The sequence below is a fragment of the Roseateles sp. P1_C6 genome, assembly GCF_056406315.1.
Genome location: NZ_JBFUAK010000004.1, coordinates 441764 through 462451, shown reverse-complemented (window position 1 = coordinate 462451; position 20688 = coordinate 441764). Strand labels below are relative to the sequence as shown.

General features: G+C 69.7%; 20 protein-coding genes. 13 read left to right on the top strand and 7 right to left on the bottom strand.

What is annotated here, in order from left to right:
- Nucleotides 1-84: 84 nt before the first annotated feature.
- The gene (tldD, locus tag AC1D29_RS10890; RefSeq protein ID WP_477897083.1) at nt 85-1548 is read right to left on the bottom strand and encodes a metalloprotease TldD; all 1464 of its coding nucleotides are present in this window, start codon (nt 1546-1548) and stop codon (nt 85-87) included.
- A gap of 113 nt (nt 1549-1661) precedes the next feature.
- Between tldD and AC1D29_RS10885 the strand changes: the two genes are divergently transcribed.
- Both AC1D29_RS10885 and AC1D29_RS10880 read left to right on the top strand, forming a co-directional pair.
- Nucleotides 1662-2000, top strand: a complete 339-nt coding sequence (locus tag AC1D29_RS10885; protein ID WP_477897081.1) for a hypothetical protein — start codon at nt 1662-1664, stop codon at nt 1998-2000.
- A gap of 104 nt (nt 2001-2104) precedes the next feature.
- Complete coding sequence (locus tag AC1D29_RS10880) at nt 2105-3283, top strand: PQQ-dependent sugar dehydrogenase (protein ID WP_477897079.1); 1179 nt, start codon at nt 2105-2107, stop codon at nt 3281-3283.
- Here the strand turns inward: AC1D29_RS10880 and rsmI are convergent.
- Complete coding sequence (rsmI, locus tag AC1D29_RS10875) at nt 3261-4181, bottom strand: 16S rRNA (cytidine(1402)-2'-O)-methyltransferase (RefSeq protein ID WP_477897077.1); 921 nt, start codon at nt 4179-4181, stop codon at nt 3261-3263. The genes AC1D29_RS10880 and rsmI overlap by 23 nt on opposite strands.
- Here rsmI and AC1D29_RS10870 point away from each other — a divergent pair.
- Genes AC1D29_RS10870 through AC1D29_RS10860 form a run of 3 tightly spaced genes read left to right on the top strand, consistent with a single transcriptional unit; the run spans nt 4174 to nt 5789 of the window.
- Entirely contained in the window at nt 4174-4566 is a 393-nt protein-coding gene (locus tag AC1D29_RS10870; RefSeq protein ID WP_477897075.1) for a YraN family protein, read from the top strand. The genes rsmI and AC1D29_RS10870 overlap by 8 nt on opposite strands.
- A gap of 16 nt (nt 4567-4582) precedes the next feature.
- On the top strand, nt 4583-5161 hold the full coding sequence (locus AC1D29_RS10865) for an SIS domain-containing protein (RefSeq protein ID WP_477897073.1): 579 nt from the start codon (nt 4583-4585) through the stop codon (nt 5159-5161).
- 19 nt (nt 5162-5180) lie between these two features.
- Nucleotides 5181-5789, top strand: coding sequence for a BON domain-containing protein (locus AC1D29_RS10860; protein ID WP_477897071.1), 609 nt, complete (start codon nt 5181-5183; stop codon nt 5787-5789).
- A gap of 85 nt (nt 5790-5874) precedes the next feature.
- On the opposite strand, the gene AC1D29_RS10855 is transcribed toward AC1D29_RS10860, so the two are convergent.
- Genes AC1D29_RS10855 through AC1D29_RS10845 form a run of 3 tightly spaced genes read right to left on the bottom strand, consistent with a single transcriptional unit; the run spans nt 5875 to nt 8966 of the window.
- On the bottom strand, nt 5875-6765 hold the full coding sequence (locus tag AC1D29_RS10855) for an NAD(P)-dependent oxidoreductase (protein ID WP_477897069.1): 891 nt from the start codon (nt 6763-6765) through the stop codon (nt 5875-5877).
- 2 nt (nt 6766-6767) lie between these two features.
- Nucleotides 6768-7904 carry a PilT/PilU family type 4a pilus ATPase gene (locus AC1D29_RS10850; RefSeq protein WP_477897067.1) on the bottom strand — a complete coding sequence of 379 codons (1137 nt, stop codon included), beginning with the start codon at nt 7902-7904 and terminating at the stop codon, nt 6768-6770.
- A gap of 18 nt (nt 7905-7922) precedes the next feature.
- Complete coding sequence (locus AC1D29_RS10845; RefSeq protein ID WP_477897065.1) at nt 7923-8966, bottom strand: type IV pilus twitching motility protein PilT; 1044 nt, start codon at nt 8964-8966, stop codon at nt 7923-7925.
- 24 nt (nt 8967-8990) lie between these two features.
- Between AC1D29_RS10845 and AC1D29_RS10840 the strand changes: the two genes are divergently transcribed.
- Nucleotides 8991-9671 (top strand): YggS family pyridoxal phosphate-dependent enzyme, encoded by a 681-nt coding sequence (locus AC1D29_RS10840; RefSeq protein ID WP_477897312.1) that lies wholly within the window; start codon nt 8991-8993, stop codon nt 9669-9671.
- Here the strand turns inward: AC1D29_RS10840 and galB are convergent.
- Nucleotides 9668-12274, bottom strand: a complete 2607-nt coding sequence (gene galB, locus AC1D29_RS10835; protein ID WP_477897063.1) for a beta-galactosidase GalB — start codon at nt 12272-12274, stop codon at nt 9668-9670. The genes AC1D29_RS10840 and galB overlap by 4 nt on opposite strands.
- A gap of 104 nt (nt 12275-12378) precedes the next feature.
- On the opposite strand from galB, the gene AC1D29_RS10830 reads away from it, so the two are divergent.
- The 4 genes from AC1D29_RS10830 (at nt 12379) to AC1D29_RS10815 (ending at nt 16462) form a co-directional block, all read left to right on the top strand.
- A complete protein-coding gene (locus tag AC1D29_RS10830) occupies nt 12379-13077 on the top strand; it encodes a c-type cytochrome (protein WP_477897061.1) in 699 nt (232 codons plus the stop codon).
- Nucleotides 13074-14354, top strand: a complete 1281-nt coding sequence (locus AC1D29_RS10825) for a c-type cytochrome (protein ID WP_477897059.1) — start codon at nt 13074-13076, stop codon at nt 14352-14354. The genes AC1D29_RS10830 and AC1D29_RS10825 overlap by 4 nt, the downstream gene beginning before the upstream one ends.
- A 213-nt stretch (nt 14355-14567) precedes the next feature.
- Nucleotides 14568-16115, top strand: a complete 1548-nt coding sequence (locus tag AC1D29_RS10820) for a methyl-accepting chemotaxis protein (RefSeq protein WP_477897057.1) — start codon at nt 14568-14570, stop codon at nt 16113-16115.
- A gap of 29 nt (nt 16116-16144) precedes the next feature.
- Nucleotides 16145-16462, top strand: coding sequence for an energy transducer TonB (locus tag AC1D29_RS10815; protein WP_477897055.1), 318 nt, complete (start codon nt 16145-16147; stop codon nt 16460-16462).
- A gap of 137 nt (nt 16463-16599) precedes the next feature.
- Here AC1D29_RS10815 and AC1D29_RS10810 read toward each other — a convergent pair whose 3' ends face one another.
- Nucleotides 16600-16974, bottom strand: a complete 375-nt coding sequence (locus AC1D29_RS10810) for a cold-shock protein (RefSeq protein WP_477897053.1) — start codon at nt 16972-16974, stop codon at nt 16600-16602.
- Nucleotides 16975-17098: 124 nt separating this feature from the next.
- Between AC1D29_RS10810 and ylqF the strand changes: the two genes are divergently transcribed.
- The 3 genes from ylqF to AC1D29_RS10795 all read left to right on the top strand — a co-directional run bounded on the left by ylqF (nt 17099) and on the right by AC1D29_RS10795 (nt 20676).
- On the top strand, nt 17099-18052 hold the full coding sequence (ylqF, locus tag AC1D29_RS10805) for a ribosome biogenesis GTPase YlqF (protein ID WP_477897051.1): 954 nt from the start codon (nt 17099-17101) through the stop codon (nt 18050-18052).
- 66 nt (nt 18053-18118) lie between these two features.
- Nucleotides 18119-19516 (top strand): wax ester/triacylglycerol synthase domain-containing protein, encoded by a 1398-nt coding sequence (locus AC1D29_RS10800; protein ID WP_477897049.1) that lies wholly within the window; start codon nt 18119-18121, stop codon nt 19514-19516.
- Between the two features lie 5 nt (nt 19517-19521).
- Nucleotides 19522-20676 (top strand): acyl-CoA dehydrogenase family protein, encoded by a 1155-nt coding sequence (locus tag AC1D29_RS10795; protein WP_477897047.1) that lies wholly within the window; start codon nt 19522-19524, stop codon nt 20674-20676.
- The last annotated feature ends 12 nt before the right edge of the window (nt 20677-20688 follow it).

Below are 20688 nucleotides of genomic sequence, written 5' to 3'. Positions count from 1 at the left end.
GCCCAGCTTAGGGACAGCCTCGCCTCGGCCTCGTCGGCCGCCGCTGAAGCGGCTGTAGGAGGGCGCGCGGCGCGCCGGCCGCCGTCAGGCGGTGCCGCCCACCGTCAGCCCGTCGATGCGCAGCGTCGGCTGGCCCACGCCCACCGGCACGCTCTGGCCTTCCTTGCCGCACACGCCCACGCCGGTGTCCAGCGCCATGTCGTTACCGATCATGCTGACGCGGGTCAGCGCGTCCGGCCCGTTGCCGATGATGGTGGCGCCCTTGACGGGGTACTGGATCTTGCCGTTCTCGACCCAGTAGGCCTCGCTGGCGGAGAACACGAACTTGCCGCTGGTGATGTCGACCTGGCCGCCGCCGAAGTTGGTGGCGTACAGCCCCTTCTTGATCGATGCGACGATCTCCTTGGGGTCGTCCTTGCCGCCCAGCATGTAGGTGTTGGTCATGCGCGGCATCGGCACGTGGGCATAGCTTTCGCGGCGGCCGTTGCCGGTGGGGGCGGTCTTCATCAGGCGCGCGTTCATCGCGTCCTGGATGTAGCCCTTCAGGATGCCGTCCTCGATCAGCACGTTGCGCTGGCTCGCGCAGCCCTCGTCGTCGACGTTCAGCGAGCCGCGGCGGTCCGGCAGCGTGCCGTCGTCCAGCACCGTGACGCCCTTGGCGGCCACGCGCTGGCCGATGCGGCCGGCAAACGCGCTGGAGCCCTTGCGGTTGAAGTCGCCTTCCAGGCCGTGGCCGACGGCCTCGTGCAGCAGCACGCCGGGCCAGCCGGGGCCGACCACGACGACCATCTCGCCCGCCGGCGCGGGCCGGCTCTCCAGGTTCATCAACGCGGCGCTGACGGCCTGCTCGACGTAGGTGGCGATCATCTCGTCGGTGAAGTACGCGAGGCCGAAGCGCCCGCCGCCGCCGCCAGAGCCCACCTCGCGGCGGCCATTGCTCTCGGCGATGACGGTGATGGACAGCCGCACCAGCGGCCGCACGTCCGCGGCCAGCGTGCCGTCGGCGCGCGCGATCAGCACGACCTCATGCTCGGCGGCCAGGCCGGCCATGACCTGGGCCACGCGCGGGTCCTTGGCGCGGGCCATCTTCTCGGTGCGCTCCAGCAGCGCGACCTTGGCGGCACTGTCCAGGCTGGCAATGGGGTCGGCCACGCCGTACAGCTCGCGGCTGCCGGCCACGCGGTTCTGGCTGGGCACCTTCACCTTCTTGCTCTGCCCGGCCGCGGCGATGGTGCGCACGGTGCGTGCTGCATCCAGCAGCGACGCCAGCGAGATGTCGTCCGAATAGGCGAACGCGGTCTTTTCGCCGGCCACGGCGCGCACGCCCACACCCTGGTCGATGCTGAACGACCCGCTCTTGACGATGCCCTCCTCCAGGCTCCAGCCCTCGGCGCGCGTGGTCTGGAAATAGAGGTCGGCGTCATCGACGCGGTGCTCGGTGATAAAGCGCAGCGCCTGTGACAGCGAAGCCTCGGTCAGGCCAAAGGGCTCCAGCAGTTGCGAGCGAGCGGTGGCCAGGCGGGCCAGGGTGGGTTCGACGGCGATCATGGGGCGATTCTAGGAAGGCGCGGCCGACTACGCTTCTTTACGAAGTTTGGGTCGGCGGCGGGTCATTTCGCGTCGTTGTGCACGGGCCTTGCAACCCAACCGAAAGGACAGCGATGAAGCCCTACTCCCACGCCCTGATCGCCCTGCTGACGCTGGCAGGCGCGAGCGCCTTCGCCCAGACCCCCGGCACCCAGACGCCGCGCGTCGACCAACGTGAGGCCAACCAGCAATCGCGCATCGCCCAGGGCGCCGCCAGCGGCAGCCTGACGGCGCACGAGACGCAGCGCCTCGAAGAAGAGCAGGCCCGCATCGACACCGCCGAAGCCAAAGCCAGGTCCGACGGCACCGTGACGGCCAAGGAGCGCCGCCGCCTGCACGCGATGCAGGACGGCGCCAGCCGCGACACCCACCGCAAGAAGCACAACGAGCGCACTGCGGGCTCCGGCAGCTGAAACGCCTGCTAACAAATCCGTCCTTGGCCACGCGCTGCTAGGGATGTCACCCGACCCGACGCAAGCACAGCATCCAGCGCTCCTGCACCACGTTGGAGCGCTGCATGAAATTGCTTGCATTGGCCGGCCTTGCGCTGGCCGCGGCCGGGGCCGCGCCCGCCGCCACACTGGTCGGCTCGGGTTTCGAGCAGCCGGTCTTCCTGACAGCACCCAGCGGTGACTCGCGGCTCTTCGTCGTCGAGAAGACCGGGCGGGTCAAGATCCTCGGTGGCGACGGCTCCGCCTGGCTGGACCTTTCCACCCAGGTCGACACGGGCGGCGAGCGCGGCCTGCTGGGCCTGGCCTTCGACCCCGCCTTCTCGACCAATGGCCGTCTGTACGTCGACTACATCGACAAGACAACGCTGAACACCGTCGTCGCCAGCTACACGCTGGGTGCCAATGGTCGGCCCGACGCGGCGAGCGCCAAGACCATCATCTCCATCGCCCAGCCCGCCGGCCGCAACAACCACAAGGCCGGTTGGCTGGGCTTCAGCAATGCCGACCCTGGCCAGCTCTACATCGCCACCGGCGACGGCGGCAGTGGCAACGACCCCGACAACAACGCGCAGAACCTGAACAGCAACCTTGGCAAGCTGCTGCGCATCACGCCCCAGGCCGCCGGCGGCTACACGGTGCCCACGGACAACCCCTTTGTCGGCGCGGCCGGCAATGACGAGATCTGGGCCTATGGCCTGCGCAACCCCTACCGCAACAGCTTCGACCGCCAGACCGGCGACCTGTGGATGGGCGATGTCGGCCAGGGCGCGCGCGAGGAGATCGACTTCGCGTCGGCAGCGAGCGGCCTGGGCCGAGGCGCCAACTATGGCTGGCGCGTGCGCGAAGGCACGATCCCGACGCCCGGCATCAACGATCCGACGCCCCCCAACCTGACCGAACCGGTGTACGACTACGGCCGCAGCGCGGGTGACGCCACCGTCATCGGCGGCTACGTCTACCGCGGCGGCGCGGACGCCAGCCTGCAGGGCAAATATGTCTTCGGCGACTACATCTCCGGCCGCATGTGGACGCTGAGCGGCGGCACCGCCACGCCACTGGCCTCGCCTTTCGGCGGCGGCACGCTGACCAGCTTCGGCGAAGGCAGCGACGGCGCGCTCTATGCCGTGGGCATCAACGGCGACATCTACCTGCTGGCCGCTGCCGTGCCGGAGCCCGCGTCGGCCGCGCTGTTCGTGCTGGGCCTGGCGGCGGGCGGTTTCTTCATTCGTCGCCGCCGCGCTTGAGGGCCAGGCCGGCTTCGTAGAGCCGGTTGCGCGGCGCGCCGCTGATCTGCGCGGCCAGCGCCACGGCCTGCTTCAGCGGCAGTTCGGCCGCCAGCAGCGCCAGCACGCGCAACGCCTCGTCGGGCAGCGCGTCATCCGCCGCCGCCACGGGCGCGCGGGCGTGCAGCACCAGCACGAACTCGCCACGCTGGCGCTGCGCATCGGCCGCCAGCCAGGCGGGCAGCGTCGCGGCTTCGGCCGTGTGGATGCTTTCAAACTGCTTGGTCAGCTCGCGGCAGACCGTCACGCGGCGCTCGGGCGCCAGTTCCGCCAGCAGCGCGATGACTTCGACGATGCGGTGCGGCGCTTCGAAGACGACCTGGCTCTGGCCTTCGACCGCCAGCACCGCCTGAAGAGCCGTGCGGCGCTCGCCGGCCTTGGTGGGCAGGAAGCCGGCGAATGCAAAGCCCTGCGCCGCCGTGTCGCCCGCGACGCTGAGCGCCGTCACCGCGCTGCTGGGCCCCGGCAGCGGCAGCACGCGGTAGCCGGCGGCGACGACTTCCTGCACCAGCACCGCGCCGGGGTCGGAAATGGCCGGCGTGCCGGCGTCCGACGCGTAGGCCACGCGCTCACCGGTCGCCAGCCGCGCGAGGACGTTGGCGCTGGCCTCGCGCTCGTTGTGCTGGTGCAGCGCGATCAGCGGCTTGTGCAGGCCCAGGTGGCGCAGCAGCGAGCCGCCCTGGCGCGTGTCCTCGCAGGCCAGCGCGTCGACCAGACCCAAGGCATGGATGGCGCGCAAGGACAGGTCGGCGAGATTGCCGATGGGCGTCGCGACGAGGTAGAGCGTGGCGGCCGGATACTGCTGGCCGCCGGCCGCGGCCGCGGCGGCCTGGCAAAGCAGGGAGGCATCGATGTTCAACTGGGGCTCTCGATCTAAACCGGACACGACGGGCCGCGGCGCTGCGGCCGAGGACGCGGCACTGGCCCATCTGCAACGTGCGGGCCTGCGCCTTCTGGAGCGGAATTATCGAGTCGCCGCCGGCCCCAGCCGCCGCGCGGGCGAGGTGGACCTGATCCTGACGGACCGCGACGGCACACTGGTGTTCGTCGAAGTGCGGGCGCGGGCCGATGCCTCGCACGGTGGCGCGGCGGCCAGCGTCACCGTCAAGAAGCAGCAGCGGCTGATCTACGCCGCCCAGCATTACCTGCTGCGCCACGCCAGCCCGCCGCCCTGCCGTTTCGACGTCGTCGCGCTCGACGGTGAGCAACTCACCTGGTTACAGGGAGCCTTCGATTTGAGCTGACTATGATTCCCCTCTGATGATCGAACAAAGAATCCAGCAGCAGTTCTTCGAGAGCGCCGACCTGCTCTACCAAGCCGCCGAGCAACTGGCCCGGCCCCTCGCGATGGCCGCGCAGATGGTGGTGGACGCCATCACCGGCGGCAATCGCATCCTGTGCGCCGCCCAGGGCCTGGCCAGCATGGACGCCGACTACCTCGCCGCCCGCTTCGCCGGCCGCTTCGAGCAGGAGCGCCCTGGACTCGCCGCCTGGAGCCTGGCCGCCCAGGCCCGCGAAGCCGCCGGGCTGGACCTGGCGCGACTGCTGCAGGCCCACGGTCATCCGGGCGACGTGCTCATCATGATCGAGCCTCTGCGCGAGCAGCGCGACGCCTGGCAGCCCATCCTGGCGGTGGCCCACGCGCAGGAGATGAGCATCATTGCGCTGACCGCCCAGCCGCCCGGCGCGGCCGACGAGTGGCGCGGCGTGCTGCAGGACACCGACATCCAGATCCGCGTCAGCCACGGCCGCGAGCCGCGCGTTGTGGAAGCCCAGCGCGTGCTGCTGCATGCGCTGGCCGACGCCGTCGACCTGCAACTGCTCGGCAGCGACGAATAACCCTTTGATGGAATCCCCGATGAAGAAGCTCACCCTGACCCTGACCGCCGCCGTTCTTGCCAGCACGCTCGCCACCGGCTGCGCGCCGCTGCTGATCGGCGGCGCGATGGTGGGCGGCGTCACCGTCGCCACCGACCGCCGCACCTCGGGCTCCCAGCTCGAGGACGAGACCATCGAGGTCAAGGCCGGCGCCCGCGTGCGCGAGCAGCTGGGCGAGAAGGTGCATGCCACCGTCAACAGCTACAACCGCGTCGTGCTGATCACCGGCGAGGCCAACTCCGAGGAGTCCCGCGCGGCGCTGGACGGCATCGTCGGCGGCGTGGAGAACGTGCAGAAGGTGTTGAACGAGACCGCCGTCATGGCCGCCAGCTCGCTGAGCAGCCGCTCCAACGACGTGGTCATCCAGGGCAAGATCAAGGCCCAGCTCATCGAGGCGCGCGACCTGCTGAGCAACGCCTTCTACGTCGTCGTCGAACGCGGTCAGGTGTACCTGATGGGCCGCGTGACGGAGCGCGAGGCCGACCGCGCGACGGAGATCGCGCGCCAGGTCAGCGGCGTGCGCAAGGTGGTGCGCGCCTTCGAGATCATTACCGAGGAAGAACTCGCTCGCACCGCCCCGAAGAAGTAAGCCCCTCGTCCAGCGCCTGCGGCGCTGGACGGCCCCCCCGAGGGGACACCGATGCTCACGGGCAAGCCCCGGCGGCGCGCTTGATTCAAAGACGCTTGATCAGGCTGGACGTGTCCCAGCGGTTGCCGCCCAGCGCCTGCACGTCGGCGTAGAACTGGTCCACCAGCGCGGTCAGCGGCAGGCGCGCGCCGTTGCGGCGGGCCTCGTCGAGCACCAGGCCCAGGTCCTTGCGCATCCAGTCGACCGCGAAGCCGAAGTCGAACTGGCCCACCACCATGGTCTTGCCGCGGTTGTCCATCTGCCAGCTCTGCGCTGCACCCTTGCCGATGACCTCCAGCACCTGCACCATGTCCAGGCCCGCGGTCTGGCCGAAGCGCACCGCCTCGGACAGGCCTTGCAGCACACCGGCGATGCAGATCTGGTTGACCATCTTGGCAAGCTGACCCGAACCCGGGCCGCCCAGCAGCGTGACGGCCTTGGCGAAGGCGAGCGCGATGGGCTTGGTGGCGTCGAAGGGTCCCGCGTCACCACCGCACATGACGGTCAGCGCGCCATTGATGGCACCGGCCTGACCGCCGGAGACCGGTGCATCGATGAAGGGGATGCCGCGTTTCGCGCCTTCGGCGTGCAGCTCCCGGGCGATCTCGGCCGAGGCCGTCGTGTGGTCGACAAACACCGCGCCAGCCGCCATGCCGGCAAACGCACCGACATCACCCAGCACGACGGAGCGCAGGTCGTCGTCGTTGCCGACGCAGCAGAAGACAAACTCAGCACCCTTCACGGCATCGGCCGGCGTGGCGGCGAACGAACCGCCGTACTCCTTCGCCCAGGCTTCGGCCTTGGCCACCGTGCGGTTGTAGACGGTGACTTGATGGCCGGCACGCGCCAGGTGGCCGGCCATGGGATGGCCCATGACGCCCAGGCCCAGGAAGGCGACGCGGCGGGAAGGAACGGGGTCGTAGCTGCGGGTGCTCATGCTCAGAGGATGGTGAGGTGTTCGGTGCCGGTGGACAGGTCGCCGCTGCGCGCGCGCTCGCTGTTGAGCTTGATTTGCAGGCGCAGGTCGTTGACGGAGTCGGCGTTGCGCAGCGCATCCTCGTAGGTGACCTTGCCGGCCTCGTAGAGGTCGAACAGTGCCTGGTCGAAGGTCTGCATGCCCAGCTCGCGCGAGCGCTTCATCAGCTCCTTGATCTCGCTGATCTCGCCCTTGAAGATCAGGTCGGAGATCAGCGGCGAGTTCAGCAGGATCTCGACGGCGGCGACGCGGCCCTTGCCTTCGCGGCGCGGCAGCAACCGCTGCGAGATCAGCGCGCGCAGGTTCAGCGACAAGTCCATCAGCAACTGCTGACGGCGGTCCTCGGGGAAGAAGTTGATGATGCGGTCCAGCGCCTGGTTGGCGCTGTTGGCGTGCAGCGTGGCCATGCACAGGTGGCCGGTCTCCGCAAAGGCCACCGCGTGCTCCATGGTCTCGCGGTCGCGCAGCTCGCCCATCAGGATGACGTCGGGCGCCTGGCGCAGCGAATTCTTCAGCGCCGCTTCCCAGCTGTCGGTGTCCAGGCCCAGCTCGCGCTGCGTGACGATGCAGTTCTTGTGCGGATGCACGAACTCGATCGGGTCCTCGATGGTCACGATGTGGCCGTAGGTCGTCTCGTTGCGCTCGTCGATCATCGCGGCGAGCGACGTGCTCTTGCCGGAGCCGGTCGCGCCCACGACGATGACCAGGCCGCGCTTGTGCTGCACCACCTCGCGCAGCACGACGGGCAGGTCCAGCGACGTGATGGTCGGCAACGTGGACGGGATGGTCCGCAGCACCAGGCCGACCTGGCCTTGCTGCAGGAAGGCGTTGACGCGGAACCGCCCGACACCGTGCGGCGAGATCGCGAAGTTGCACTCCTTGGTGCGCTCGAACTCGGCCGCCTGCTTGTCGTTCATGATGGCCCGCGCCAGCTGCAGCGTGTGCTGGCCGGTCAGCGGCTGCGGCGACACCTTGGTCAGCTTGCCGTCCACCTTGATGGCGGGCGGGAACTCGGACGTCAGGAAGAGGTCCGAGCCCTTGCGCGACAGCATCAGCCGCAGCAGGTCGTTGATGAACTTGGAGGCCTGATCGCGTTCCATGGTGCGTGTCCTTTGCGATCAGCCGGGGAAGTTCTCAGGGAACTTCGCCTTGGAGCGGGCTTCAGCAGCCGAGATGATGTTGCGGCGAACCAGGTCGGTAAGGTTCTGGTCCAGCGTCTGCATGCCCTGCGAATTACCGGTCTGGATGGACGAGTACATCTGCGCCACCTTGTTCTCGCGGATCAGGTTGCGGATGGCCGAGGTGCCCAGCATGATCTCGTGCGCCGCGACGCGGCCGGTGCCGTCCTTCAGCTTGCACAGGCTCTGCGAGATGACGGCCACCAGCGACTCCGACACCATCGCCCGCACCATTTCCTTTTCGGCCGCGGGGAAGACGTCGACGATACGGTCGACGGTCTTGGCGGCCGACGAGGTGTGCAGCGTGCCGAACACCAGGTGACCCGTCTCGGCCGCGGTCAGCGCCAGGCGGATGGTTTCCAGGTCGCGCATTTCGCCGACCAGCACGCAGTCCGGGTCTTCGCGCAGCGCCGAGCGCAAGGCGTTGGCGAACGAATGCGTGTGCGGGCCGACCTCGCGCTGGTTGATCAGGCTCTTCTTGGACTCGTGCACGAACTCGATCGGGTCCTCGATGGTCAGGATGTGGCCGTACTCGTTCTCGTTGAGGTGGTTGACCATGGCCGCCAGCGTCGTGCTCTTGCCGGAGCCGGTGGGGCCGGTCACCAGCACCATGCCGCGGGGCTTGAGCGCAAGTTCGGCAAAGACCTTGGGCGCGGCCAGCTGCTCCAGCGACAGGATCTTGCTCGGAATGGTCCGGAACACGGCGCCCGCGCCGCGGTTCTGGTTGAAGGCATTGACGCGGAAACGCGCCAGGCCCTGGATCTCGAACGAGAAGTCGACTTCCAAGGTTTCCTCGTAAACCTTGCGCTGCGAGTCGTTCATGATGTCGTAGACCATGTCGTGGACCGCGCGGTGGTCCAGGGCCTCGACATTGATGCGGCGCACGTCGCCATGCACGCGGATCATGGGTGGCAGCCCAGCCGAGAGGTGCAGGTCGGATGCCTTGTTCTTGACCGAAAATGCCAGCAGCTGAGTGATGTCCATGATGTTCCGTGGAATGCTCGGACCATTATGGCGATCTCCGACAACCTTCAATCCATCAAAAGCCGCATCCAGGCGGCATGTGTCTCAGCCGGGCGTCCCCCCGAGGCGGTACGCCTGCTGGTTGTCAGCAAGACCTTCCCTGCCGCCGCCGTGCGTGAAGCCTTCGCGGCCGGCGCCCACGCCTTCGGCGAGAACTATGTTCAGGAAGGCCTGGCCAAGGTCGGCGAGCTGGCCGACCTGCGCGCCGGCATCGAATGGCACCTGATCGGCCCGCTGCAGTCCAACAAGACCAAGCCCGTGGCTGAAGCCTTCGACTGGGTGCATTCGGTGGACCGGCTCAAGATCGCCCAGCGGCTGTCGGAGCAGCGCCCGGCCGAGCTGGCGCCGTTGAACGTCTGCCTGCAGGTCAACATCAGCGACGAGGCCAGCAAGAGCGGCCTGCCGATGGGTGAAGTCGCCGCGCTGGCCCGCCAGGTCGCCGCCCTGCCCCGGCTGAAGCTGCGCGGGCTGATGGCGGTGCCCGAGCCCGGCCCCGAGGCGCTGGGCCAGCACCGCGCGATGGCCGCGCTGTTCGGCGAGCTGAAGGCTGGCGGCCTGGCGCTGGACACGCTGTCGCTGGGCATGAGCGCCGACCTGGAAGATGCGATCACGGCCGGTTCGACGATGGTGCGCGTCGGCTCGGCCATCTTCGGCAGCCGCGGCTAGGGCCGGATCACCACCTCGGCGGCCTTGAGCCCCTGCGAGGCCACGCGCAGCGTCACCGGCCCGGTCGCGCCCGGCTTGAGCTTCACGATGGCCAGCGCCAGCGCATTGAAGGCGCGGCGCTCGGTGGACTTGAAGGCGGTGTGGTCGGTCGCGTCGCCGTTGTCGGTCGCAACGAGCTCGCCCGGGCCTTCCAGCGTGAACAGCAGCTGGGGCTTGCTGCGTGGCACGGGCTGGCCAGCGGCATCCACCACCGTCGCCGTGACGAAGGCCAGGTCGCGCCCGTCGGCGGCAATCGCCGCGCGGTCGACCGCCAGCTGCAGGCTCTCGGCCGCGCCGGTCGTCGCGACGCGGCTGCGCGCCCATTCCTTGCCCGCCTTGTAGGCCACCACCCGCAGTTCGCCCGGCTCGTAGACGACGTCGTCCCAGCGCAGCCGGTAGTCCAGCGCGCCCTTCTGGCGCCGGCCCAGCGAGCGACCGTTCAGGAACAGCTCGGCCTCGTCGCCCGACGTGTAGACGTGCACCGGCGTGACCTGGCCCACGCGTTCCGGCCAGTTCCAGTGCGGCAGGATGTGCGCCATGGCCAGGTCCGGCCGCCAGCGCGCCTGGTAGAGGTAGAAGCGGTCCTTCTTGAAGCCCGCCAGGTCCAGGATGCCGAAATAGGAGCTGCGCGACGGCATCTGGATCTTGCCCAGGCGCTGCAACTCCTCCTTGGCCCGCTCGCGCTCCTCGGCGCTGTGGAAGTCCAGCAGGTTGCTGCTGTCGTCGTTGAAGGGCGTGGGCTCGCCCAGATAGTCGAAGCCGGTCCAGACGAACTCGCCGGCGACGAAGCGCTGCTGGTCCTGGGCGCGGAACTCGGCGTCCGGCGTCGTGGCCCAGGGCGGCGCGACCAGGTCGTAGGAGCTGACCTGGAAGTTGGCGCGGCCCAGCGCCGGGTTGTCGTCCACCGGGAAGACGTATTCGCCGCGCGAGCTGATCGTCGACGCCGTCTCGCTGCCATACAGCGGCTGGGCCGGGTTGGCGGCGTGGAACTTGGCGTATTCCTTGGGCTTGTAGTTGTAGCCGAACACGTCCACCGTCTTCTGGAAGCCGTTGTAGCCGGCCTGCAGCACATGGGCCGCGGCCGAGACCAGGCGTGTCGGGTCCTCCTGCCTCACCAGCTCGGCCAGGCGCGTGGAGACGGCCGGGCCATCGGCGCGGCCCAGTTCGTGGATCTCGTTGCCGGTGCTCCACAGGATGACCGACGGGTGGTTGCGGTCGCGCCGCACCCAGGCGCGCAGGTCAGCCTCGGACCAGTCGGCGAAATGCTGGTGGTAGTCCTGGCGCTTCTTGGCCTGGGTCCAGGTGTCGAACAGCTCGTCGATGACCAGCAGGCCCATGCGGTCGGTCAGCTCCAGCAGCTCGGGCGCGGGCGGGTTGTGGCTGGTGCGGATGGCGTTGACACCCATCTCGCGCAGCAACTCCAGCTGGCGCTCGGCGGCGCGCACGTTGAAGGCGGCGCCTAGCGCGCCCAGGTCATGGTGCATGCAGACGCCGTTGAGCTGCACGCGGCGGCCGTTGAGGTGAAAGCCGTCGTCGGCCGTGAAGGCGACGCGGCGCACGCCGAACGGCGTCTCCACGCGGTCCAGCACGCGCCGGCCCTGCTTCACGACGGTGACGGCGACATGGCGCTGCGGCGAGGCCACGGCCCACAGCGCCGGCCTGGCCAGCCGCAGATCGAAGTCCAGCAGCGTGCGCTCACCGGCCTTGAGCATTCGCGGCTGCTCGCGCGCCGGCACGAGTGGCGCACCGACCGGGCGGCCGTTGGCGTCGGCCCGGTAGACCTCAACGGTCACGTCGGCCTTGACCGGCGCCGGGCCCTCGTTGGCCACCGCCAACCGCACCGCCACCGTCGCCCGCTCGGCCGACACCTCGGGCGTGCGCACGAACACCTGCCCCGCCGGCACATGGACGGCGTCGGTGCGTGTCAGCCAGACGTGGCGATAGAGGCCGCCACCCGGATACCAGCGCGAGGAACTGGGCGGGTTGTCGAGGCGGATCGCCAGGCTGTTGTCGGCGCCCGGCTTCAGGCAGCCGGTCAGGTCCACCTGGAAGGACGTGTAGCCATAGGGCCAGCCGCCCACCAGCCGACCGTTGCAGTAGACGGCCGAGTTGGACAACGCGCCGTCGATCTCCAGCACCGTGCGCTTGCCGGCGTCGCCAATCGTCAGTGCCAGGCGCTTGCGATACCAGGCCACGCCGTGCCAGGGCAGCTTGCCCGTCTCGCCGGGCAGGGCCTGGCTGAAGGGGCTCTCCACACCCCAGTCATGCGGCAGGTCCAGCAGGCGCCAGCCGCCGTCGTCGAAATCGCGGGCGGCGTAGGCCAGTGCCTCGCCCGGCGCCGGGCCGGCGGGCGGTGCCGGTGGCGCCGTGGCCAGCAGCGGCGCGGCGGCAGCCAGCAGCCAGGGTTTGAAGTCGGCCGGGCGCAAGGCCGCGGCACCCTGCGGATCGCCTTGAGTGAAGCGCCAGCCTGCAGACCAGTCCAGCCGTTCGCGCGCCTGGGCGGGCGCCGTGCCCGACAACGCCAGCACCAAGGCGAACAGGGACAGCGGGGCGGAAATCGACATGGTCTGGCCTGGATGCGGACGGGGCGCCGCATGCTAGAGGCCCGCCCCGCCGCGCGGCCCGCGGCAACGCTCAAGCTGCTGAGCGAATGCCACACTCCTGCCTCATGCTTTCCCCCTTGCTCAACGCGCTGGCCGCCAGCCTGCTGCTCCTCATCGGCCCCTGCAGCCAGGCCGGCCCCGTGCCCGACACGCTGGCGCAGCGTGCCCTGGCCTGCACCGGCTGCCACGGCAAGGAGGGCCGTGCTGCGCCCGATGGCTACTACCCGCGCCTGGCGGGCAAGCCGGCGGGCTATCTGTACAACCAGCTGCTGAACTTCCGCGACGGCCGGCGCGACTACGGGCTGATGAGCGAGCTGATCGCGCCGCTGTCCGACACCTATCTGCAGGAGCTGGCCGGGCATTTCGCGTCGCTGGACCTGCCCTACCCGCCGCCACAAAAGCCCACGTTGCCGGCGCCCGAGCTGGCCCGCGCCGAGGCGTTGATCCGCAGCGGCGACGCCGCCCGCCGCCTGCCGGCCTGCACCGCCTGCCATGGAGCGCGGCTGACCGGCACGCAGCCGGGCGTGCCGGGCCTGCTGGGCCTGTCGCGCGACTACCTGAACGGCCAGCTAGGCGCCTGGCGCAGCGGCCAGCGCCGCGCGCTGGCGCCGGACTGCATGGCGCAAATCGCCAAGACGCTGACCGAGGCCGAGATCAACGCGATGACGCAGTTCCTGGCCGGCCAGCCCATGCCGGCCGACCCGCACCCGGCCGCCGCACTGGCCGCGCCCGCGCCGTTGCGCTGCGGGGGGCTGCAGCCATGAGGCGGGCATGGATCGCCCTGGTGCTGCTGGTGCTGCTCGCCACGGCCGCCGGCTTCGCGCTGCTGGCCTGGCAGCGCGGCCTGAGCGACGCGACACCGCCGTCCAGCACGCCCGTCAGCCTCGAGCGCGGCGCCTACCTGGCGGCGGTGGGCAACTGCGCCGGCTGCCACACGGCCCGCGGCGGCGAGCGCCTGGCCGGCGGCCGCGCCATCCCGACGCCCTTCGGCACCGTCTTCTCGCCCAACCTGACGCCCCACGCGACCGGCCTGGCCGGCTGGAGCAGCGACGACTTCTGGCGGGCCCTGCACCTGGGCACCAGCCGCGACGGCCGGCTGCTGGTGCCGGCGCACCCGGTCACCAACACCACCCTCGTCACCCGCGAGGACGCCGACGCGCTGCACGCCTGGCTGCAGGCCCAACCGCCCGCGGCCGCCACGCGCCGGGCGCATGAGTTGCGCGGCATCTACGGCAGCCAATTGGCGATCGCCGCGTGGCGGGCGCTGTATTTCAGCCCCGGCGTCTACCGGCCCGACCCGGCGCATGACGCGACCTGGAACCGCGGTGCCTACCTGAGCCAGGGCCTGGCCCACTGCAGCGCCTGCCATGCCGGGCGTGATGCGCTGGGCGGCGACCAGGGTGCCGCCGATTTCCGCGGCGGCCTGCTGGCCGGCCTGGGCTGGCAGGCGCCGTCGCTGCTGGACCCCGCCGAGGCCGGCGTGCAGCGCTGGCCGGCCCAGACGCTGCAGCGCTGGCTGCGCGACGGCCACGCGGACGGCCACGCGGCCCAAGGCCCGATGGCCGAGGTCGTGCTGGGCAGCACGGCGGCCTTGAACGACGCCGACCTCGCCGCGATGGCCGCCTATCTGCGCGCGCTGCCGCAGCAGCCCACCGCTCGGCCGGAGCCCGCGCGGCCCGACCCCGCCCGCCGCGAGCGCGGCGCCGGCCTCTACCGCGAGCATTGCGCCGCCTGCCACGGTGCGCAGGGCGAAGGCCGGCACGACGAATCGGGCGCCATCGCCTACCCGGCGCTGGCGGGCAGCCGCCTGGTCAGCCAGGCCAGCGCGGCCAACCTGATCCGCGTCATCGAGCGCGGCGGCTTCGCGCCGGCCACGCCCGGCCACCCGCGGCCGTATGGCATGCCACCCTTTGCCGGCCTGCTGTCCGCGGACGATCTGGCCGCGCTGGCCAGCCATTTGCGCCAGTCCTTCGGGCATGGCGCCGGCGAGATCGACACCGTGGAGGTGCTGCGTTTGCGTTCGGCAGCCGCGGCACATTGACGCGGCAAGCCCCGAGGCGAGGGGAGCGACGTGAACGACTTCACGGCAGGCTGGCGCAGCCTTGAAGCAAATGGTCACAGGTCGCGACACACTGCGCGGCGGCCGCTGGGTGGGCCGAAAAAAACAAGGCCGCGAGGCCTACAGTCATCGTTGGATTCAAGAGCGGCAGCCTGCCGCCGATACCCGAAGATCACCGCAAGGACCTGAACTGCAATGAACTTCCTGACGCAACTGCGCATTGGCCAACGGCTGGCGGTGAGCTTCGGCCTGCTGATCCTGCTTCTGGTGGCGATTGGCTTTTATGGCGCCTCCAACGCCAACCGCCTGGCCAAGGACCTGGATCGAACCGCCAACTCCAGCCTCGTGAAGATCGCTGCGGCGAACGCCCTCGAGAGCCAGGTGAACATCATTTCGCGCGCCGTGCGCGACCTGCTGCTGCTGGACACCGCCGGCGCCATCAAGAAGCAGAAGGCCGCCATCACCGGCGCGCTCGAAGAAGCCGAAACGCAGCTGGCCGGCCTGGAAAAGGCGGCCACCGACGACAAGGAGAAGTCCGTCGTCGGCGAGGTGCGGGAGCGCAAGACCAAGTTCCTGACCGCGCTGGAGAAGTTCCAGAAGGTGCAGACCGACGGCAGCCCCGACGAAGCCCGTGAAAGCCTGATCACCGACCTGCGCCCCGCCCAGGCCGCGCTGCAGGAAGGCCTGAAGAAGCTGGTCGACATGCAGTTCGACAGCGGCAAGGAACTCGCCACCTCCGGCGGTGAACTGGCCCGTTCGTCGGTGCTGCTGACCGCCGTGCTGGTCGCCGTGGCGGCCGCCATCGGCATCGGCGGCGGCATCGTCATCGCCCGCTCCATCGTCGGCCCGGCCCGCCGCGCCCAGGCAGCCGCCGAAGCCATCCGCGACGGCGACCTGACCCAGAACATCCAGGTCGAAGGCCGCGACGAGCTGAGCCAGATGCTGCAGGCCATGAAGGACATGCAGACCGCCTTGTCCGGCGTCGTGCGCGACGTGTCGACCGCCGCCAGCGAGGTTGCGTCCAACTCGGGCTCCATCGCCGACAGCAATTCCAACCTGGCCGAGCGCACGACGCGTTCCGCCGCCAGCCTGCAGAACACGGCCGCCTCGGTCGAGGAAATCGCCTCCACGCTGAAGGGCGCCAGCGACCTGACCCGCCGCGCCGCCGGCATCGCCGTGACCGCGCGCCAGTCGGCCAGCAACGGCGGCGCCGTGGTCTCCAAGGTCGTCGAGACCATGGAAGAAATCAGCGCCAGCTCCAAGAAGATCGGCGACATCATCGGCGTCATCGACGGCATCGCCTTCCAGACCAACATCCTGGCGCTGAACGCGGCCGTGGAAGCCGCCCGTGCCGGCGAGCATGGCCGCGGTTTCGCGGTCGTGGCGGCCGAAGTGCGCGCGCTGGCCCAGCGCTCGGCCGGCGCCGCCAAGGAAATCAAGGTGCTGATCCAGGAATCGACCGTCAAGGTCGAGAACGGCACGACGCTGGTCAACAACGCAGGCGTCACCATCCGCAGCGTCGTCGACGAAGTGAACAACATGGGCCAGTTGATCGAGGAAATCTCGCACTCGGCCCAGGAGCAGGCCACGGGCGTCGGCGTCGTCAACGGCGCGATGAACGAACTGGACAAGGCCACGCAGCAGAACACCAGCCTGGTCGGCGAGCTCAGCCGCTCCGCCGACGCGCTGCGCGACAGCTCGACCCGCCTGATCGAGGCCGTCGGCTTCTTCCGCGCCGCCTGACCCCAAATCCCCACTTCCCGAGGTTCGCCATGTCATTCCTGCGTTCCGCCACCGTGCTCGCCGCCAGCCTGATGCTGGCTCTGGCCGCCCACGCCACGCCCAAGATCGTCAAGAAGGTGCCGCCGGACTTCCCGGCGGAGGCCTCCAAGAAGGGCATCTCCACCGGCGTCGTCAAGGCCAAGATGATCATCGAGGCCGACGGCAAGGTCAGCGACGTCGAGATCCTGGAAGCAGAGCCCAAGCGCGTCTTCGACCGCGCCGTGAAGTCGGCGTTGATGGAGTGGAAGTTCGAGCCGGGCGAGAAGGCCACGCACGAAGTCAAGCTCGTCTTCAAGAACGAGGACTGAACAAGGACCGAGAACAGGCCCTGCGGCCTGTTCGACGCCTTGCGAAGGCCAGCGACCGAAGCAGCGCCTGCGCGCTGTCTGACGCGCTACGGAGAACCGCGGCATGCAGGCCGCGGGCATGAGCGTGACCCGTCGGCCTACCGCCGCATCCCCGCCGGCACGTCCCCGGCCTTGCTCTGCCACCACTGCACGCCGCCTACCACCAGAACCACCGCCACGACGGCGCCGGCCACCAGGCCCAGGCGCCGTTTTCTTTGCGCGTGCCGAACATGCTGGCGGCCGCCACCGGCGGCCTCGTGCAGGGCCGGGGCGAGCTGGACGCGCCTGACACGCTGCAGATTCACCGCCTGCTTGCGCCCGTCACGCCCGGTCACAATTTCAAAGCTCAGCGATTCATCCAGCCGCGGGCCCTCGCCGTCGGTCGGAAACGCCGCCAGGCCCACAAACACCTCTTCCCCGCCGCCCGAGGGGCGGATCGTGCCGTACCCGGCATCGGGATTCCAGGCGCTCAAAACTCCTTCAAATCGCATACTGTCCTCAAACGCAACCCTTAAATCTTGGGGGAGGCGGGGCCAGGCGCCGCAACCGGATGTAAGCCCGACAATCCCGCCTCCTTCGAAAGCCACACTCCCGCGCATGCCCATCAACTGGTTCCCAGGCCACATGAATTCCACCCGCCAGGCGATCAAGGATCGCGTCAAGGCAGGACTGGACGTGGTCATCGAGCTGCTGGACGCGCGCCTGCCCGGCTCCAGCAGCAACCCGCTGCTGGCCGCGCTGACCACTGGCCGGCCGTCGCTGAAGGTGCTGAACAAGCAAGACCTGGCCGACCCGTCGGTCACCGCTGACTGGCTCGCCCATTACAACGCCCAGCCGCACACGCGCGCCATCCCCTTGGACGCGGGTGACAAGTCCCCCGCGCGGGCACTGATCAAGGCCTGCCGCGAGCTGGCCCCGCTGCGCGGCGACATGCACAAGCCGCTGCGCGTGCTGATCTGCGGCATCCCCAACGTCGGCAAAAGCACGCTGATCAACACGCTGGTGGGCCGCAAGGCCGCCAAGACCGGCGACGAGCCCGGCATCACCAAGCTGGAGCAGAAGTTCGTGCTGGAGAACGGCTTCTACCTGTTCGACACCCCCGGCATGCTGTGGCCGCGCATCGCCATCGAGCAGAGCGGCTACAACCTCGCCGCCAGCGGCGCCATCGGCCGCAACGCCTTCGACGAAGAAGAAGTGGCGCTGGAGTTGATCCACCTGCTCAAGCGCCGCTACCCCGAGCGGCTGCAGGAGCGCTACGGTCTGACCGAACTGGGCGCGGACGACGCCGTGCTGGAAGCCATCGGCCTGAAGCGCGGCGCCAAGGTGCGCGGCGGCGCGGTGCAGATGCACAAGGCCGCCGAGGCACTGCTGATCGACTACCGCCAGGGGCTGCTGGGGCGCATCACGCTGGAGACGCCCGAGGAAATGAGCGCCTGGCGCCGCGCCGCGGCCGACGAGGAGGCACGCAAGGCCGCCGAGGCGGAAGCCACCCGCTTGGCGGACAAGGAGCGCCGCAGCGGCAAGCGCAAGGCCACCAGCGGCGACGCGTGATTCCCCTGCCTTGACCGGCCCCGGTGCGCGCCTATGCTGGGCCGACTCAGAACGACAAGAGACAACATGAGCCGACTCTCCCTGCTCGACCTCGCGTTCTTCATCGCCGAGAACGAGGCCAGCCCCAAGCACGTCGCCGGCCTGCACATCCACCAGACACCCAAGGGCGGCGGCGCGAATTTCGCGAAGCAGCTCTATGAAGAGTTCCTGACCCATAGCGACGTGCAGCCGCCGTTCGACCAGGTCATCAACTTCGTGTCGGCCGGGCTGATGCCAAGTTGGACGACGGCCGAGTCGGTGGACCTGAGCGAGCATGTCTTCTTCCACAAGATGAAGGCTGGCCACAACGACCGCGAGGCGCTGTACGCGCTGACGTCCGAGCTGCACGAGCCCATGCTGGACCGCAGCCGGCCGCTGTGGGAGGTGCATGTCATCGCTGGCCTGTGGGACAAGCAGTTCGCCGTTTACTACAAGATGCACCACGCGGTGGCCGATGGCATCACGATGACGCGCTGGGGCGTCGATTCGCTGCGCACGACACCGGACGACGACACCCTCACGCCGGTCTGGACGCTGGACCACACGCGCCGCAGCGGCAGCGGCCGCAAGAAGCGGCTGGACCAGGCGGTGGCAGGCACGGTCTGGAAGCAGCTCACCGCCAACAGCAAGCGCGCCGTCGGCATCGGGCGGCTCACCGCCATGCTGGCGCTGGAGGCCGTCAAGCTGACGAAGAACGCCATCGCCCTGCCCTTCATGGCCAGCGGCAGCACGCCCTTCACCGGCAATGCGACGCCCGGCCGGCAGTTCGCGACCGCCGCCGTGCCCATGGCCCGCATCGACGCCATCCGCAAGGTGGCGCGCGCCACGCTCAACCATGTCGCGCTGACCTGCCTGGACGGCGCCATGCACCGCTACCTGGCCGACGAGGGCATAGAGCTGGACCGGCCCATCACCATCCAGATGCCGGTCAACCTGCGCCGCGAGGGCGAGAAGGGTGGCGGCAACAAGATCGGCATCATCCTGGTGGACCTGTCGCCGCCCACCGACGACGCCTATGTGCGGCTGCGCAACGTCGGCTACTCGCTGCGCAACGTGCGCGCCATGATCGACGCGGTCGCGCCCGAGGCCGTCGAGACCTACACCATCCTGACCGGCCTGCTGGGCCAGATCGCCGGCATGCTCAAGCTGGCCGACGTCATCACGCCCATGGGCAACACGCTGGTGTCCAACGTGCCCGGCCCCGACCACCGCCTGTACATGAAGGGTGCGCCGCTGCTGGAGATGCACCCGGTATCGACGCTGCCGGCCACGCACCTGCTCAACATCACGCTGTTCAGCTATGCCGGCACGCTGTATTTCGGGTTGATCGCGACGGACGCGCTGCCCAACCTCGGCCGGCTGGCGGGCTATGTCGAGGAAGAGATCGCGGCACTGGAGCAGGCGGTCGGCATCGCGACGGTCTGAGCGGCATGCCACTGCCTCTGTTCCCGTCGGCCTGGATGACCGAGGAGCACCGGCTGCTGCAAGCCAGCGCCGCGCGCTTCTTCGCCGAACGCTGGGTGCCACGCGCGCCAGGCTGGCGCACCGCCGGCATGATGGAACGCGCCACCTGGCGCGAGGCCGGCGCGCAGGGGCTGCTGTGCGCAGCCATGCCCGAAAGCCATGGCGGCAGCGGCGGCGACTTCGGCCACGAGGCCGTCATCGTCATGGAGGCCGCGCGGGCCAACTTGGGCGGCTTCGGCGGCAGCGTGCACTCGGCCATCGTGGCGCCCTACCTGCGGCGCCACGGCAGCGACGCACAGCACCAGCGCTGGCTGCCGCTGATGGCCACCGGCGAGCGCGTCGGCGCCATCGCGATGACCGAGCCAGGCACGGGCTCGGACCTGCAGGCCATCCGCACCCGCGCGCGGCTGGACGGCGAGCACTATGTCGTCAGCGGCCAGAAGACCTTCATCACCAACGGCCAGAACGCCGATCTCATCGTCATCGTCTGCCGCACCGGTGACGCACCCGGCGCCAAGGGGCTGTCCCTGCTGGTCGCCGAGATCGACGCCGACACGCGCGGCCTGACGCGGCGGCGCCTGGACAAGATCGGCCTGCACGCCCAGGACACCAGCGAGCTGTTCTTCGACGAGCTGCGCGTGCCCGCGGCAAATCTGCTGGGCGAGCGCGAAGGCCTGGCCTTTGGCCAGCTGATGGCCGAGCTGCCGCAGGAGCGGCTGGTCATCGCCGTTCAAGCCGTCGCGATGATGGAGCGGGCGCTGGACGACACCGTCGCCTATGCCAAGCAGCGCGAGGCCTTCGGCCAGGCGATCTGGAACTTCCAGAACACCCGCTTCGTGCTGGCCCAGGCGCAGAGCGACGTGCTGGCCGCGCGCGCGCTGGTCGACGCCGCCATCGCCGCGCACCTGCAGGGCGAGCTCGACGCGGCCCGCGCCGCCCTCGTGAAGGCCTGGTGCAGCGACCTCGCCTCCAAGCTGACCGACGCCTGCCTGCAGCTCTTCGGCGGCTACGGCTACATGCTGGAGAGTCCCATCGCCGAGCTGTGGGCCGATGCGCGCGTGACGCGCATCTACGGCGGCACCAACGAGATCATGAAGGAACTGGCCTCGCGCTCCATGTGAGGCCCTGGAGAC